Annotated in this window: 10 protein-coding genes; 6 read left to right on the top strand and 4 right to left on the bottom strand. The window is 70.2% G+C overall.

Features of this window, described 5'->3' with window-relative positions:
* Nucleotides 1–21 precede the first annotated feature (21 nt).
* Nucleotides 22–2,739, top strand: a complete 2,718-nt coding sequence (locus ACQUSX_RS03790) for an FtsK/SpoIIIE domain-containing protein (RefSeq protein ID WP_428905631.1) — start codon at nt 22–24, stop codon at nt 2,737–2,739.
* Between the two features lie 45 nt (nt 2,740–2,784).
* On the opposite strand, the gene ACQUSX_RS03785 is transcribed toward ACQUSX_RS03790, so the two are convergent.
* The gene (locus tag ACQUSX_RS03785) at nt 2,785–3,780 is read right to left on the bottom strand and encodes an asparaginase (protein ID WP_428905630.1); all 996 of its coding nucleotides are present in this window, start codon (nt 3,778–3,780) and stop codon (nt 2,785–2,787) included.
* 40 nt (nt 3,781–3,820) lie between these two features.
* Here ACQUSX_RS03785 and ACQUSX_RS03780 point away from each other — a divergent pair, with 40 nt between their 5' ends.
* On the top strand, nt 3,821–4,297 hold the full coding sequence (locus tag ACQUSX_RS03780) for an OsmC family protein (protein ID WP_428905629.1): 477 nt from the start codon (nt 3,821–3,823) through the stop codon (nt 4,295–4,297).
* Nucleotides 4,298–4,306: 9 nt separating this feature from the next.
* Here ACQUSX_RS03780 and ACQUSX_RS03775 read toward each other — a convergent pair whose 3' ends face one another.
* Nucleotides 4,307–5,083, bottom strand: coding sequence for a lysophospholipid acyltransferase family protein (locus tag ACQUSX_RS03775; protein ID WP_428905628.1), 777 nt, complete (start codon nt 5,081–5,083; stop codon nt 4,307–4,309).
* A gap of 115 nt (nt 5,084–5,198) precedes the next feature.
* On the opposite strand from ACQUSX_RS03775, the gene ACQUSX_RS03770 reads away from it, so the two are divergent.
* The gene (locus tag ACQUSX_RS03770) at nt 5,199–6,146 is read left to right on the top strand and encodes an FKBP-type peptidyl-prolyl cis-trans isomerase (RefSeq protein WP_428905627.1); all 948 of its coding nucleotides are present in this window, start codon (nt 5,199–5,201) and stop codon (nt 6,144–6,146) included.
* A 35-nt stretch (nt 6,147–6,181) separates the two neighbouring features.
* Nucleotides 6,182–7,270, top strand: a complete 1,089-nt coding sequence (gene dxr, locus ACQUSX_RS03765; protein ID WP_428905626.1) for a 1-deoxy-D-xylulose-5-phosphate reductoisomerase — start codon at nt 6,182–6,184, stop codon at nt 7,268–7,270.
* On the opposite strand, the gene ACQUSX_RS03760 is transcribed toward dxr, so the two are convergent.
* Nucleotides 7,258–8,871, bottom strand: coding sequence for a Mur ligase family protein (locus ACQUSX_RS03760; protein ID WP_428905625.1), 1,614 nt, complete (start codon nt 8,869–8,871; stop codon nt 7,258–7,260). The genes dxr and ACQUSX_RS03760 overlap by 13 nt on opposite strands.
* An 85-nt stretch (nt 8,872–8,956) precedes the next feature.
* Between ACQUSX_RS03760 and ACQUSX_RS03755 the strand changes: the two genes are divergently transcribed.
* Nucleotides 8,957–10,273, top strand: coding sequence for a M50 family metallopeptidase (locus ACQUSX_RS03755; protein WP_428905624.1), 1,317 nt, complete (start codon nt 8,957–8,959; stop codon nt 10,271–10,273).
* Nucleotides 10,274–11,371 carry a hypothetical protein gene (locus ACQUSX_RS03750; RefSeq protein WP_428905623.1) on the top strand — a complete coding sequence of 366 codons (1,098 nt, stop codon included), beginning with the start codon at nt 10,274–10,276 and terminating at the stop codon, nt 11,369–11,371. It begins immediately after the preceding gene.
* Between the two features lie 33 nt (nt 11,372–11,404).
* Here the strand turns inward: ACQUSX_RS03750 and ACQUSX_RS03745 are convergent, their stop codons facing one another.
* Nucleotides 11,405–13,285: a chorismate-binding protein gene (locus tag ACQUSX_RS03745; RefSeq protein ID WP_428905622.1), complete on the bottom strand. Its 1,881-nt coding sequence runs from the start codon at nt 13,283–13,285 to the stop codon at nt 11,405–11,407.
* Nucleotides 13,286–13,475: the final 190 nt, after the last annotated feature.

Raw genomic sequence — 13,475 nt, 5'->3', positions numbered from 1 at the left:
CCATGCGCTCGAATGGGACGCATGGATGCCACCACGATCGTTCTGCCCGCAGCGCCCGCTGACCCTCGTCGTCCGCCGCTCCCTCTGCTCGCGGCCATCGTCCCGGTGATCGCGGGCATCGTGCTGTGGCTGGTGACCGGCTCACTCTTCGCTCTCTGCTTCGCAGCCCTCGGGCCGCTCATGCTGATCGCCTCCTTCCTGGACGGAATGCGCTCGCGCAGGAAAGAAGCGCGTCGCTCGAAGCTCGAGGTCGACGCCGCCTGGCAGCGTGCCGAGGCAGAGCGCGAGCGGCTGCACCTGGAAGAGCACGCTGCCGCCTGGCGACGCGAGCCCGACGTCGCAGCGTGCATCGCAGAACCACCGCTGCGCGGTCACACTCCACTCGACCGGAGCACCCGAGTGGTCATCGGCCGCGGTCGCGTTCCCAGCAGGGTTCGGGCCACCGGCGGCGACGACGAGCGCTCGCGCTCCTTCCGGGAGCGGACGCAGCAGCTCGACGATGCGCCCATCTCCGTCGAGCTCGGAGGCGGGGTGTGCGTGCGGGCGCCGGCGCCGATCGCGGCCGCGGTCGTCCGCGCGATGGTCGCCCAGCTCTGCCTGAGGTTCGGTCCCGCACAGCTGGGTCTCATCGGCGCCGACGCCGAACGTTGGGGGCTTGCGGCACTGCCGCACGTCGATCGCTCACGTGCGAGGTTTGTGCTGCGACTCGGCGACACGGCCGAGCGAGCAGATGCGGCCATCTGCATCCGGACGTCGGGGGAGGAGCCGCCGGAGGGAATCACCACAGTGCTGGACTGCGCGGTCCCCGTCCGTGCGCGCGTGCGCACCCCGCAGGGAACGGCGGAACTCGCGGTCGAGGCGCTCTCGGAGCAGCAGGCGAACACCATCGCGGCGACGATCGCCGAACGAGACGGCGGTGGCGCCTCCGTTCCCGACGCCCTGGCCATGTCAGAGGTCGAACCCGCCCCCGCGACGGGTCTGTCAGCGGCCTTCGGGCACGGCGAGCACGGCGAACTCGTGGTCGACCTCGTCGACGACGGTCCGCACGCGATCGTCACCGGCATGACGGGAACGGGCAAGAGCGAGCTGCTCACGAGCTGGGTGACGGCGATCGCCCGCTCCCACTCGCCGGAGGACGTCTCTTTCGTGCTGATCGACTTCAAGGGCGGAACGGCGTTCGACCCGGTGCGGGTGCTGCCGCACGTCGTCGCCGTCATCACCGACCTCGACGCGGAGGGAGCCCGCCGCGGGGTGGGCAGCCTCACTGCCGAGCTGCGGCGCCGAGAGGCGGCGCTGGCTCAGGCGGGTGCGCGCGACGTGCGCGATTGCGCATCGCTGGCGCGACTGGTGATCGTCGTCGACGAGTTCGCCGCGCTGCTGCAGGAGCATCCCGATCTGGGTGCCGTCTTCACCGATCTCGCCGCCCGAGGACGTGCGCTCGGAATGCACCTCATCCTCGGCACGCAGCGCGCGAGCGGCGTCGTCCGAGACGCACTTGCGGCGAACTGCCCGCTTCGGCTCAGCCTTCGAGTCGCCGAGCAGGCGGACAGCCGTTTCGTGATCGGGTCGGATGCTGCCGCATCGCTCCCCGGCGGACCGGAATCCCGTGGACTGGTCTTCGTGCGGCGGCCGCGGGATGCCGAGGCGCTCACCGCGCGCGTGGCGCTCACCACGCCCCCGGATCTGCGTGCCGCGGCGCAGCGGTGGAGCGGAAGCACGGCGGGGGCGAGTCCATGGCTGCCTCCGCTGCCGACGCGACTGTCCGTTCCCGATGACGCCTCCCTCGGCGAAGAGGTCGTGCTCGGCCTCGCCGACGAGCCGGAGAAGCAGCGGCAGCAGTGGATCACGCTCGCCGGCGGGGAGGGACTCGCGCTGATCGGCGGTCCCGGCGCGGGCAAGAGCACTGCCCTTCGCGCGCTCGTCGCGCAGCTGCCCGACGCGGTGGTGATCCCCGCGGATCCGGAGGGTGCGTGGGATACCGTCGCGGAGCTGGCGACTGGAAGGCACGGTCCAGTGCTGTGCGACGACCTCGATCACCTGGTCGCCCAGTATCCGCCCGACTACGCGCAGCAGTTCCTCAGCCGGTGGGAGGCGATCGTGCGCGCGCCGGCGACGACCGTGATCGCGGTGTCCCGGGTGTCCGGACCGGCCGGGCGTCTGATCGACGCGCTGCCGAATCGCGCGCTGCTGCGGCTCGCCAGCAAAGTCGAGCACATCGCGGCTGGCGGCGAGACGGCAGCGTTCGACCCGCGGCGCGCGCCGGGCCGCGCGTGGATGGCGGATCGGGAGGTGCAGCTGTGCTGGGCTCCGGTGCTCGACGAGAGCGAGGCCCATGCCGTGCCGCCGCGACCGTGGCATCCGACCGGGGAGACCTCGGCCGTGGTCACGGCTGCCGTAGACGCCACGGTCGCCGTGCTCGCGGCCGCGCACGCCGGTCATCGCGTGCTCGCCCTGGACGAACTGGGACAGTCGGATGCCATGGCTCCGGCCGCCCGGACGACATGGGCAGCCGCGAGCACGCCGTCCATCATCGTCGGCGACCCGGAGCAGTGGCGGCTGCAGTGGGCGCGCCTGCAGGCGGTGCGCACGGGCGGCGAGCTCGTGATCGCCGCGGAGAACCCGGCGGAGCTGCGACAGCTCGCCGGCGTGCGTGAGCTGCCTCCGTTCGCCCATGCGCACGCCGACCGTGCCTGGGCGGTGCAGCCCGGTCGTCCGCCACGGCGAGTGCTGCTCGGCTGAGGCTCCGAGCTCTGGGCTCAGAGCTCGGAGCTCAGAGCTCTGAGTTCACAGATCCGGGCTGAGCCGGATCGCACCGACAGGCTCTCCGCCGCCGAGCACCGTGAGCGGCAGCGCGGCCTCGAGCGCGCCGACGTCGCCATCGCCCAGGGCGCCCGCACGCGCCAGCAGCGCCGCAGCGACGAGGGTCGCCGCGCGCCCGTTGCCGTCCAACATCTTCAGAGCGACGGTGGCGCCGTTCGGGGCGACCATCACCATCACCCCCTCAGCGCCGCCCTTGGCGAAGACGCCGAGCGTCTCGATCGCGATCGTGTCGGGCTCGCCGGGACCGGCGATCGTCCACGGATTCTCCCGCACCGCGCGCACCAGGGTGCCGGCCACACGATGCAGGGCGAAGGGGGACCGCTCCGAGGCGGATCCGATGCGGTGGATGCCGCGCGCGAGCGCGGTCAGCGTGACGGCGAAGACGGGGGCACCGCATCCATCGATCGAGGTGTGCGCGACCTTCTCACCGGTCAGTCGCTCGACCACTTCCCGGATGTGCACCTGCAGCGGGTGCGACGGGGCGAGATAGCCGTCGGTCGGCCAGCCGGTGGCGACGCATGCGCGCAGCATGAGAGCGTGCTTGCCGGAGCAGTTCATCCGAATCCGCGACTGCTCTGCATGATCGCGCACCATCTCGCGGCGCGCGCCGGCATCCGACGGCCATGCGGGAGGGCAGGCCAGGTCGTCCTCGGTGAGTCCTCCCGCGGCGAGCACCTCGCGGACCACCTCGACGTGCCGATCAGTGCCGCTGTGGCTCGCAGTGCCGAGCGCCAGCTGCTCGCCATCCAGAGCGGCGCCGGCAGTGACGGCCGCGACCGCCTGCAGCGGCTTGAGGCTCGAACGGGGCAGAATCAGCGCGTCGGCGTCGCCATGTGCTGCGACCACGTCGCCGTCGGGCGACAGCACGACCGCGGCGCCCGCGTGGCGGGACTCCACGAAGCCGCTGCGCTCCACGACGGCGAGTTCGACAGCATCACGGACAGTCAGGGTCTGCAGCACCAGACCAGCCTAACGCCGCCTGTCGTGGCAGACTTGCGGCATGCCACCGCTCGGAGAACACCGATACGAACTCACGGCGACGTGGACGGGGAATCGCGGCACCGGCACCACCGGCTACCGCGACTACGCACGCGACGTCACCATCGAGGTGAAGGGCAAGCCCGATCTGCTCGCGTCAGCGGACAAGCCGTTCCGCGGCGACAGCAGCAGATGGAATCCGGAGGACATGCTCGTCGCTGCTCTGTCGGAATGCCACCTGCTGGCGTATCTGCACGCGTGCGTCACCGCCGGTGTGGTCGTCACCGCGTACCGCGACGACGCAACAGGCCTGATGCGCGAGGACGGCAGTGGTGGCGGAGCGTTCGTCGAGGTCACCCTGCGCCCGCAGGTGACCGTGGCCGAGGCCTCCATGATCGAGGCGGCGGAGAACGCGCACCACCAGGCGCACGAGTGGTGCTTCATCGCCAACTCGGTGAACTTCCCGGTGCATCACGAGGCGGTCGTCACCGCCGCTTGAGCGTGATGCTCAGCGACGCTCGTGGGGCAGCGCCTGCTTGATCTTCTCGAGCGGGTTCGCCGCCGGCGGCTCGTTGTAGACGCCGGCGAGCTCCTGCTCACTGAGGGCGTGGATCGCCGACATGATCTCGTCGGTCGCAAGTCGTCGCGCCCTGCCGCTGTCGGCCCCGCCGTGTTTGGTGACGTCGATCGGCTCGCCGAACCGCACGGTCACCTTCTCACTGAGCGAGGGCATCTTCGCGCCGACCGGCATGACGCGATCGGTGCCGATCAGTCCGACCGGAACGACCGGCGCCCCCGTCTGGAGCGCGAGGAAGGCGACACCCGTTCGGCCCTTGTAGAGGCGCCCGTCCGTGGATCGGGTGCCCTCCGGGTACAGCGCGACGGCCAGACCCTCATCCAGCAGTTGGCGCTGCTGGTCCAGGGCATCCAGAGCGGCCTTGCCGGCGCCGCGGCGCACCGGAATGGCGCCGACGGACGTGAAGAACTCCCGCGACAGCGCCCCCTTGAAGCCAGTGCCCTCGAAGTAGCTCGCCTTCGCCAGGAAATGGACAGGGCGGGGAGCCGCCACCGGAATCGCCATCGAGTCGATGAACGACAGGTGGTTGCTGGCGAGGATCACCGCGCCCGTGCGGGGGACGTTCTCGCGGCCCTCGATGCGGGGACGATAGATGAGTCGAGCTAGGGGACGGGCGATCATCCGCCCCACCGCGTACTTGAAACCCGCGTGCCGGGGCGAGTGCCCCTCGGAGCTCTCCTCGGTCTCGGGCGACTGCTCAGAAGTCATCAGACGAGCTTATCCAGCGGTCCATGCCGATCACGGCATGGCGCCGGGCGTTCAGCGACGACAAAGCCTGATGCGTCACGATGGGAGTCCCCATTCACGATCCCGAGGTCTCATCGTGCGCCTGCGCCCCTTCGCCGTCCTGTCCACTGTCGCCGTGTCGGCCCTGCTGCTGGCGGGCTGCGCCGGTGACTCCGGGGCATCGCCCTCCGAGACCCCGACGGCCAGCGCCGATCTCTGCGAGCAGGTCGCCGCACCGGGCGCCGTCTCCGACGGCGTCACGGTCGAGGGCGAGTTCGGCGAGCCATCGACCGCGAAGTTCGAGCTCGAGCAGGAGGTCCCCGAGCTCCAGCGGACGGTTCTCACCGAGGGCGATGGCGACCGGATCGGCGAGGGCGAGTACGTCAGCTACGCGATCAGCGCCTTCGACTCGACCAACGGCGAGCGCATCGGCGATGCGGGATACGGCGACGCCGAGATGCTGCCGCAGGACGTGCTCGCCAACCCGACGCTGGCGCAGGTGATCGGCTGCGCCACGGTCGGCTCGCGTCTGGCGGTGGCGTTCCCCGCCCAGAACGGCGCGCCCAGCGAGATCTACATCGTCGATGTGCTCAAGGCCGTTCCGTCCGCCGCATGGGGCGAGAAGCAGGACCCCACCGACGGGATGCCCACGGTGAAGCTCGCCGAGGACGGCGAGCCCGACGTCTCGGTCCCGAACACCGACGCGCCGAAGGAGCTGCAGATCTCGGTGCTCAAGCAGGGCGACGGCACCGAGGTCGCGGACGGCGACACCACGCTGCTGCACTACTACGGCGTCGACTGGGAGACCGGCGAGACCTTCGACTCGTCTTGGTCGAAGGGCGCGCCGCTGTCGATCCCGGGCAACACCTACGTCCCCGGTTTCGTGCAGGCGCTCGAGGGCCAGAAGGTCGGCTCGCAGGTGCTCGTCGTCATCCCGCCGGCTCTTGCCTACGGCGAGGACCCCGAGGCGCACGACCTCGGCGGGAAGACCCTCGTGTTCGTGATCGACATCCTCGCCACGCAGCACGCACCCGCCGCACAGTGATCCGCCGGCGGATGCCCTCGGCATAGGCTGAGGGCATGCGCCGCATCATCGTCCTCGGTTCCACCGGTTCCATCGGCACCCAGGCACTGGATGTGATCCGAGCCAATCCGCGCCGTTTCGAACTGGTCGGCATCGCCGCGGGGACGAACGCCGAGCTGGTCGCCCAGCAGGCGGAGGAGTTCCGCCTCGAGCACACCGCGCTCGGGGCAGCCGACGCTGAGCAGCTGGTGCGCGATGTCGAGGCGGACGTCGTGCTCAACGCCATCACCGGCTCGATCGGTCTCGGAGCGACTCTCGCGACGCTCAAGGCCGGTCGCACCCTCGCACTGGCGAACAAGGAGTCGCTGATCGTCGGCGGCGAGCTGGTCCGTGCGGCCGCAGCCGACGACCAGATCGTCCCCGTCGACTCCGAGCACTCGGCCCTGGCGCAGGCGCTTCGCGCGGGAACGGATGCCGAGGTGCGGCGGCTGGTGGTGACGGCGTCCGGCGGGCCCTTCCGCGGCCGCAGCCGCGGCGAGCTCACCGACGTCACGCCCGCCGAAGCGCTCGCGCACCCGACCTGGGACATGGGCCGGATGGTCACGACGAACTCCGCGACCCTGGTGAACAAGGGCCTGGAGGTGATCGAGGCGCACCTGCTCTTCGACGTGCCCTACGACGACATCGAGGTCGTCGTGCACCCGCAGTCGATCGTGCACTCGATGGTCGAGTTCGTCGACGGGTCGACGATCGCCCAGGCATCCCCACCGGACATGCGTCTGCCGATCTCACTCGGACTGGACTGGCCGCACCGCGTCGGGGGAGTCGGTCGTCCACTGGACTGGCGGCAGGCGACGAGTTGGACGTTCGAGCCGCTCGACGACGAGGCCTTCCCCGCCGTCACGCTCGCGAAGTCGGTCGGACGAGCGGGAAAGACCTTTCCCGCGGTGTACAACGCCGCCAACGAGCAGGCCGTGCACGCCTTCCACGACGGCCGCCTGACGTTCCTCGGCATCGTCGACACGATCGCCCGCGTCATCGACGCGCACGACGCGCCGGACGAGCTCACGCTCGAAGCCCTCGCCGAAGCCGAGCGCTGGGCGCGCGAGAAGGCGGATGCTCTGATCGCGGCTCAGTCGGAATAGGGCACCGGCCAGCGCGAATCCGGCACCCGCCAGCCGGCCGCCTGCAGCGCGCGACGGGCGAGCTCACGCGCCGAGTAGGGCGTGCGCACCCCGCGGATGTCGCGGTAGTCCTGATGACCCGGTCCCGCCCACAGGACGGCATCCCCGTCCGACACCATCCCCACGGCGGCGACGATCGCAGCCTCGGGCGGTGAGACCTCATGGATCTCAGCATCCGGCCGCGCCCGGCGGGCACCCTCGATCAGCGTGGCGCGGATGGAGGCCGGGTCCTCGAAGCGCGGATGGTGGTCGGTGACGATGAGGATGTCGCTGCCTTCCACGGCAGTGCGTCCCATGTCGAGCCGCTTCGTGGCATCCCGATCGCCGTCTGCGCCGAACAGCATGAGCACGCGCCCGGGAGTCACGCGGCGCACGGCGGCCAGCGTCTTCTCGAAGGCATCCGGGGTGTGGCCGAAGTCGACGTACACGGCGGGCCCCGACTCACCGGAGACGAACTGAGTGCGACCGGGCAGGTAGGCGAAGATCTGACCGTCGCGGGCGAGCGCCGCCGCGATGCGGTCCCAGTCGTAGCCGCCCTCGACGAGCATCACGATCGCGAGCCCCGCGTTGGCGGCCATGTGCGGGCCGATGACCGGCACGACCGTCGTCAGCGAGCGGCCCCCGGGGCCGGTGAGCGTGAACACCGTGCCGCTCTGCCGCTCGTCGTCGATCGTGACGACCCAGTCGGCGCGCTCAGCAGCATCCGGATCGGCGGCGATCGCCGGCGTGCCCACGGTGACCACCGGGATGCCCGAGTGCGCAACCACGCGCGCACCGGAGGAGGAGTCGAGGTTGACGACGCCGCGCCGCGCGCGCTCGGGCGTGAACAGCGGCAGCTTCGCCTGGAAGTACTCCTCCATGTCGGCGTAGTCGTCGAGGTGGTCGTGGGAGAGGTTCGTGAACCCGGCCACGTCGAAGACGATGCCGTCGACGCGGTGTCGCGAGAGCGCCTGCGCGCTGACCTCGACCGCGACCGCCTCGACTTCGCGCTCGCGCATCAGTGCGAGCAGCGCGTGCATCTCGGACGCCTCCGGGGTCGTCAGCCGTGACACGATCACCTGGCCGGCGATGTGTCGTTCGGCGGTCGACGAGAGCCCGGAGACGACGCCGATCTGATCGAGGATGCCCTGCAGCAGATGCGAGACACTGGTCTTGCCGTTGGTGCCGGTGGTGCCGAACAGCACGGGCAGTGAATCGGACGCCCCTGTTCCGTACACCCAGGCGCTGAGGTCGCCGAGGACCGCCCGCGGGTCGTCGACGATGATGACCGGCAGGCCGGCGGATGCCGCGATATCAGCGCCTTCCGCATCGGTGATCACGGCGACGGCGCCCTGATCGGCGGCGGTCTGGGCGAACTCCGCGCCGTGCCGGTTGACGCCCTTGATCGCGACGAACGCCTCACCGGCGCGGAGGTCGGCAGTGGCGAGCGTGATCCCGCTGAGGTGCACGTCGGCGAGGTCGCCGCGGACGTCACGAGCGAAGCGGTCGGCGAGCTCGGTCAGGGCGCGACGGGGTGGGTCGGCGGGACGGAGCACGGGGGGCAGAGATGGCTGAGTGGTCATATCGGATCAATGATCTCACGCACGGCCGCTCTCGCGCGGCGGGCGGGCACAGCGGATTCCTCACCGCTGGCACTACCGTGGACGGGTGGAGATACTGCTGTACCTGGGCGGCATCCTGTTCATGCTCGTCGGTCTCGGCGTGTCGATCGGGCTGCACGAGGTGGGCCATCTGGTGCCCGCCAAGCTGTTCGGCGTGCGCGTCGGCCAGTACATGATCGGCTTCGGGCCGCGGCTGTGGTCGAAGCGGTTCGGCGAGACCGAGTACGGGTTCAAGGCGCTGCCACTGGGCGGATTCATCTCGATGTCGGGCATGTACCCGCCATCGACCAAGAGCGGCCCGGCGAAGGGACTGTTCGCCTCGCTGGTGCAGGATGCCAGGACCGCCAACGATGAGACGATCGCCGAGGGCGCGGAGGAGCGCGTCTTCTACCGGCTGCCGGTGTGGAAGCGCATCATCGTGATGCTCGGCGGGCCGCTGATGAACCTGCTGCTCGCGATCGTGATCTTCACGATAATGGCGTCTGGCATCGGCGTGCAGCAGGCCAGTACGACCGTCAGCGCTATCAGCGAGTGCATGCTGCCGGCCGGCACCGCGCAGGAGGAGTGCACAGCGGATGACCCGCCGTCGCCGGCTGCCGAGGCGGGCTTCGAGCCGGGCGATGTGCTGGTCAGCTTGGACGGCACGCCGGTGGACACCTTCGCACAGGCATCCGAGATCATCCAGGCATCACCAGGCGAGACGCTGGACGTCGTCGTCGACCGGGGCGGCGAGACGGTCTCGCTGAGCCTGACGCCGGAGGAAGCCGAGCGCGGTGAGGTCGACGCGAACGGACAGCCGGTGCTGGATGAGAACGGCGAGCAGGTCACGCGCTCCGTCGGCTACGCCGGGATCTTCTCGCAGCTCGAATACGCCCCGCAGCCGATCGGCACCGGAACAGAGCTCGCCATGCAGCAGGCCGGGGCGGTGACGTCACTGGTCATCAACCTGCCGGCCAAGCTGTGGGATGTCGGCGTCTCGCTGTTCACCGACCAGGAGCGCGACCCGAACGGGCCGCTGAGCGTCGTCGGCGTCGGCCGCATCGCCGGTGAGGTCGCCGCGGCGGATGCCCCGGTGCTCAACCGTCTCGTCGTGCTGATGAATCTGCTCGCGGCGCTCAACATCGCCCTGTTCGTCTTCAACCTGGTGCCGCTGCTGCCGCTGGACGGCGGACACATCGTGGTCGCCCTGTGGGACGGGCTGAAGCGCGCATGGGCGAAGCTGACCGGGCGGCCCGCGCCGAAGCCGGTCGATGCCACCAGGCTCGTTCCGCTCACCGTCGTCGTCGCGGTGCTGCTGATCGGCATGGGGGCGCTGCTGCTGCTGGCCGACATCTTCAAGCCGATGAACATCCTCGGAGGCTGAGTGCAGATTCAGACGGACGCAGCGACCGCGATGCCGCTCGTTCGCCGTGCCTCGGTGATCCGACGCGTCTCGTGGCGGATCTGGCCATGGATGAACTGGCTTCTGCCTGTAGGGTTCTGCCTGGTCACGCTCATGACGGGGCGGGGTGTGCTGCCGCTGCTGGTCATCTTCGGCTCACCGGTGCTGATCCTCGCGGCGGGCCTGCTCGGGTCGCTGCCCCGGCTCATGCTGCGCAGACAGGGTCTGGCAGCGGCGACTCCGGGGGCCATCGTCTGGTTGCTGATACTGCAGTGGTGGAGCTGGGTGGGCATGGCCGTCGCGATGCCGGATGACACGTTCGTGAGTGCGCGTCCGTCACCGCTGCAGCGGCTCACGGGGCAGGGGCTGTCGGACGATTTCTCGATGGGAGTCTTCGCGGGATCGATCGTCGTCGGAGCGGCCAGTTGGGTCGCGGTGCTGATTCTGTCGTCGAGGGTGCCCGAGCCGCGTCGCCTGCGAGGGTGGGACCGGGTCGCGTGGTCTGCCGCAGCGGCGGGTCCGGCGCTGCTGATGCTCGCCGGTTCGATCGGCGTGGGCGCCGTTGAGGTTCAGACGGATGCTGCGGGGGAGCGGCCCGGTCAGGTGCGCCAGCTGAGCGCAGCGGAGCAGGTCGATCGTGCACAGGAGAGGTACGACGCTGCTCAGCAGATCGTCTCCGAGCTGCGGGGGATCGCCGCGGCGGGTCGCTGGGAGGCGAACGCCGCTCGAGCCGAGTCCATGAACGTCGACGGCAGAGGATGGGAGTCGTACCGGCTGCTCATCGACTTCTCGCACGATGCGACTCCCGATCTCGTGGTCGACCGCGACGCGTTCGCGACCGTGCTCACGTCGGCCGGCTGGTCTGTCACGCGGGCGGATGCCGTCCCGCTGCGCATCGATGCCCGCGATGCGCAGGGGGCGAGACTCACGATGGAGCAGCAGGGGGACACGCCGCTGCGGATCATGGTCACGACGGAGTCCTGGTGGCAGTCCGCGGATGTGCCGGTGACGGCTGAACTCGGACGAGGCGGGGATATCGGCGGCGGGTATGCAGCCGAAGAATGGCCGCGGCTGCGCTGATCCGGTGCGATCGGCGCCACCACGGTGCGGCGCTCAGCTGAGGGCGTGACCGACCAGCCGCTCGAGCGTGGCGATCCCATCGCGCGAGAGGATCGACTCCAGATGACCCTGGATCGACGCGAAGCCGTCTCCGCGCAGCGCGTAGACATCGCCGCTGACGGCATCCGCCGACACCTCGGCGTCACCGCGCTGTGTGGTTCCGACGGGAACCCGAGCCGTGAACGTGTTGTAGAAGCCGACGGACGCCTCCTGCCCGAATACCGGTACGACCTTCTGCACGCCCTGGTACGGGGCGTCCAGCGGAACCAGGTCGATGCCGAGGCTGTCCGCGAGGATCTGATGGCTCAGGCACACGGCCAGCAGCGGCGCGCCTTCGTCGCGGCGCCGGGCGACCACCTGCTGCATGCGCGCGATGCGGGCCGACGCGCCGTCGCGCGGGTCGCCGGGTCCGGGGCCCGCGACGACGAGATCGGCAGCATCGATCGCCCCGTCGGGCACGGCATCCCAGGCAGCGATCTCGACTTCGAGGCCGAGGTGATGAAGCTGATGCGCCAGCATCGTCGTGAAACGGTCCTCCGCGTCGACGACCAGGGCGGTGCGCCCAGTGAACGCGTCGGCGCCGTGGGCATCCTGCGGCTGCATCCAGAAGTCGGCGAGACGCGTGTTGCGGGATGCCAGCAGCGCGGCGATCTCGGGATCGTCGCCCAGACGACCCTCGGCGGGCGCGTCGTCGTCCCGCGCCTCGGCGACATGGTCGCGCTCGATGGCGCCGATCGCGCCCAGAACGCCAGCGGCCTTGCCGTGCGTCTCGTTCACCTCGCCGATCGGATCGGAGTGGCGCACGAGCGTCGCTCCGACCGGAACACGCAGGTGACCGTCCTCGACGTATGCGGTGCGGATCAGGATGGGTGCATCCAGATCGTGGCCACCCTCGCCGTTCGGGGTGAACAGCGCTGCGACGCCCGAGTAGTACCCGCGCGGTGTGCGCTCGTGCCGGCGGATCACCGCACAGGCGTTCTGCATCGGCGAGCCGGTGACCGTCGGCGCGAACATCGTCTCGCGCAGGATGTCACGCGGGTCGAGCCGGCTGCGACCGCGCAGCATGTACTCGGTGTGCGTGAGCCGCGACATCTCCTTTAGGTGCGGACCCGTGATGCGACCGCCGTCCGAGCACACCTGGCTCATCATCTTCAGCTCTTCATCGACGACCATGAAGAGCTCCTCGGTCTCCTTCGTCGAGGTCAGGAACTCGGTCAGCGATTCTCGGGTCGCGCCCCCCGCGGGGTGACGGAATGTGCCCGAGATGGGGTTCATCGTCACGATGCCGTCGCGGGCGACGACGTGCGCCTCGGGGCTCGCTCCCACGGCGACCTGACCCGGGGTCACGACGGCGAAGGTCCAGTACGCGCCGCGCTCGTGCTCGAGCAGCGCGCGGAACCAGGTGAGGGCCGCGACGCGGTCGTTCGCCTCGAAGCTCGCGCGATAGTCACGGCGGATCACGAAGTTCGCCCCTTCGCCGCGTCCGATCTCGTCGGCGATGACGCGCTCCACGACCTCGGCGTACTCGTCGTCGGAGATGTCGAATCCGCCGCCGCGCAGCGCGATGGCATCCGACGGCAGCGAGGCGACGAGCTCTTCGATGTCGAGGCGTTCGTGCTCGTCGACCAGCAGGCAGCGCAGGGGAGTGCCGTCGTCCTGGGCGACGAAGCCGCGCTCGCGCACCTGCCGGTACGGCACCAGCGCGAACACCTCGCGGGGTCCGCCGGGCCCGTCCAGCGGGATATCGGCCAGTGCGTCGACGTCGACGACATCGCCGGTGAGGAGCTCGGCGCCGCCGTCGCGGGCGATGAGCACGAACGAGCTCTCGGGGTCTGCGGCGAGATCCCGGATGCGAGCGGGCAGAGCTGAGGTCATCGATGGCTCCTGTGATCGGGCATCCGGTGCGGGAAAGACGAAGACCGCCCCGGGAGGCGGTCTGGTTCTGAGTTCGCGAACGCACCGCCTAGCAGGCGGGCCACCAGGTGAGGTTCGCGGACATGGGCCGAAAGTACCACATCGGGCATCCGATGCCGACTCCTGTGACGTCGGGATTCGGGCGTTGCAC

The organism is Microbacterium alcoholitolerans (genome assembly GCF_050408615.1).
In the GTDB taxonomy this organism is placed as follows: Bacteria; Actinomycetota; Actinomycetes; order Actinomycetales; family Microbacteriaceae; genus Microbacterium.
Note: the sequence above shows the minus strand (reverse complement) of the source record. Positions and strands in the feature narration are given on the sequence as shown.

Bases quoted from the DNA above. Each gene is read 5' to 3' on its own strand.
- ACQUSX_RS03790 (WP_428905631.1), top strand. From the start codon at position 22: ATGGATGCCACCACGATCGTTCTGCCCGCAGCGCCCGCTGACCCTCGT.
- ACQUSX_RS03775 (WP_428905628.1), bottom strand. From the start codon at position 5,083: ATGACTTCTGAGCAGTCGCCCGAGACCGAGGAGAGCTCCGAGGGGCAC.
- ACQUSX_RS03745 (WP_428905622.1), bottom strand. From the start codon at position 13,285: ATGACCTCAGCTCTGCCCGCTCGCATCCGGGATCTCGCCGCAGACCCC.
- dxr (WP_428905626.1), top strand. From the start codon at position 6,182: ATGCGCCGCATCATCGTCCTCGGTTCCACCGGTTCCATCGGCACCCAG.
- ACQUSX_RS03780 (WP_428905629.1), top strand. From the start codon at position 3,821: ATGCCACCGCTCGGAGAACACCGATACGAACTCACGGCGACGTGGACG.
- ACQUSX_RS03760 (WP_428905625.1), bottom strand. From the start codon at position 8,871: ATGACCACTCAGCCATCTCTGCCCCCCGTGCTCCGTCCCGCCGACCCA.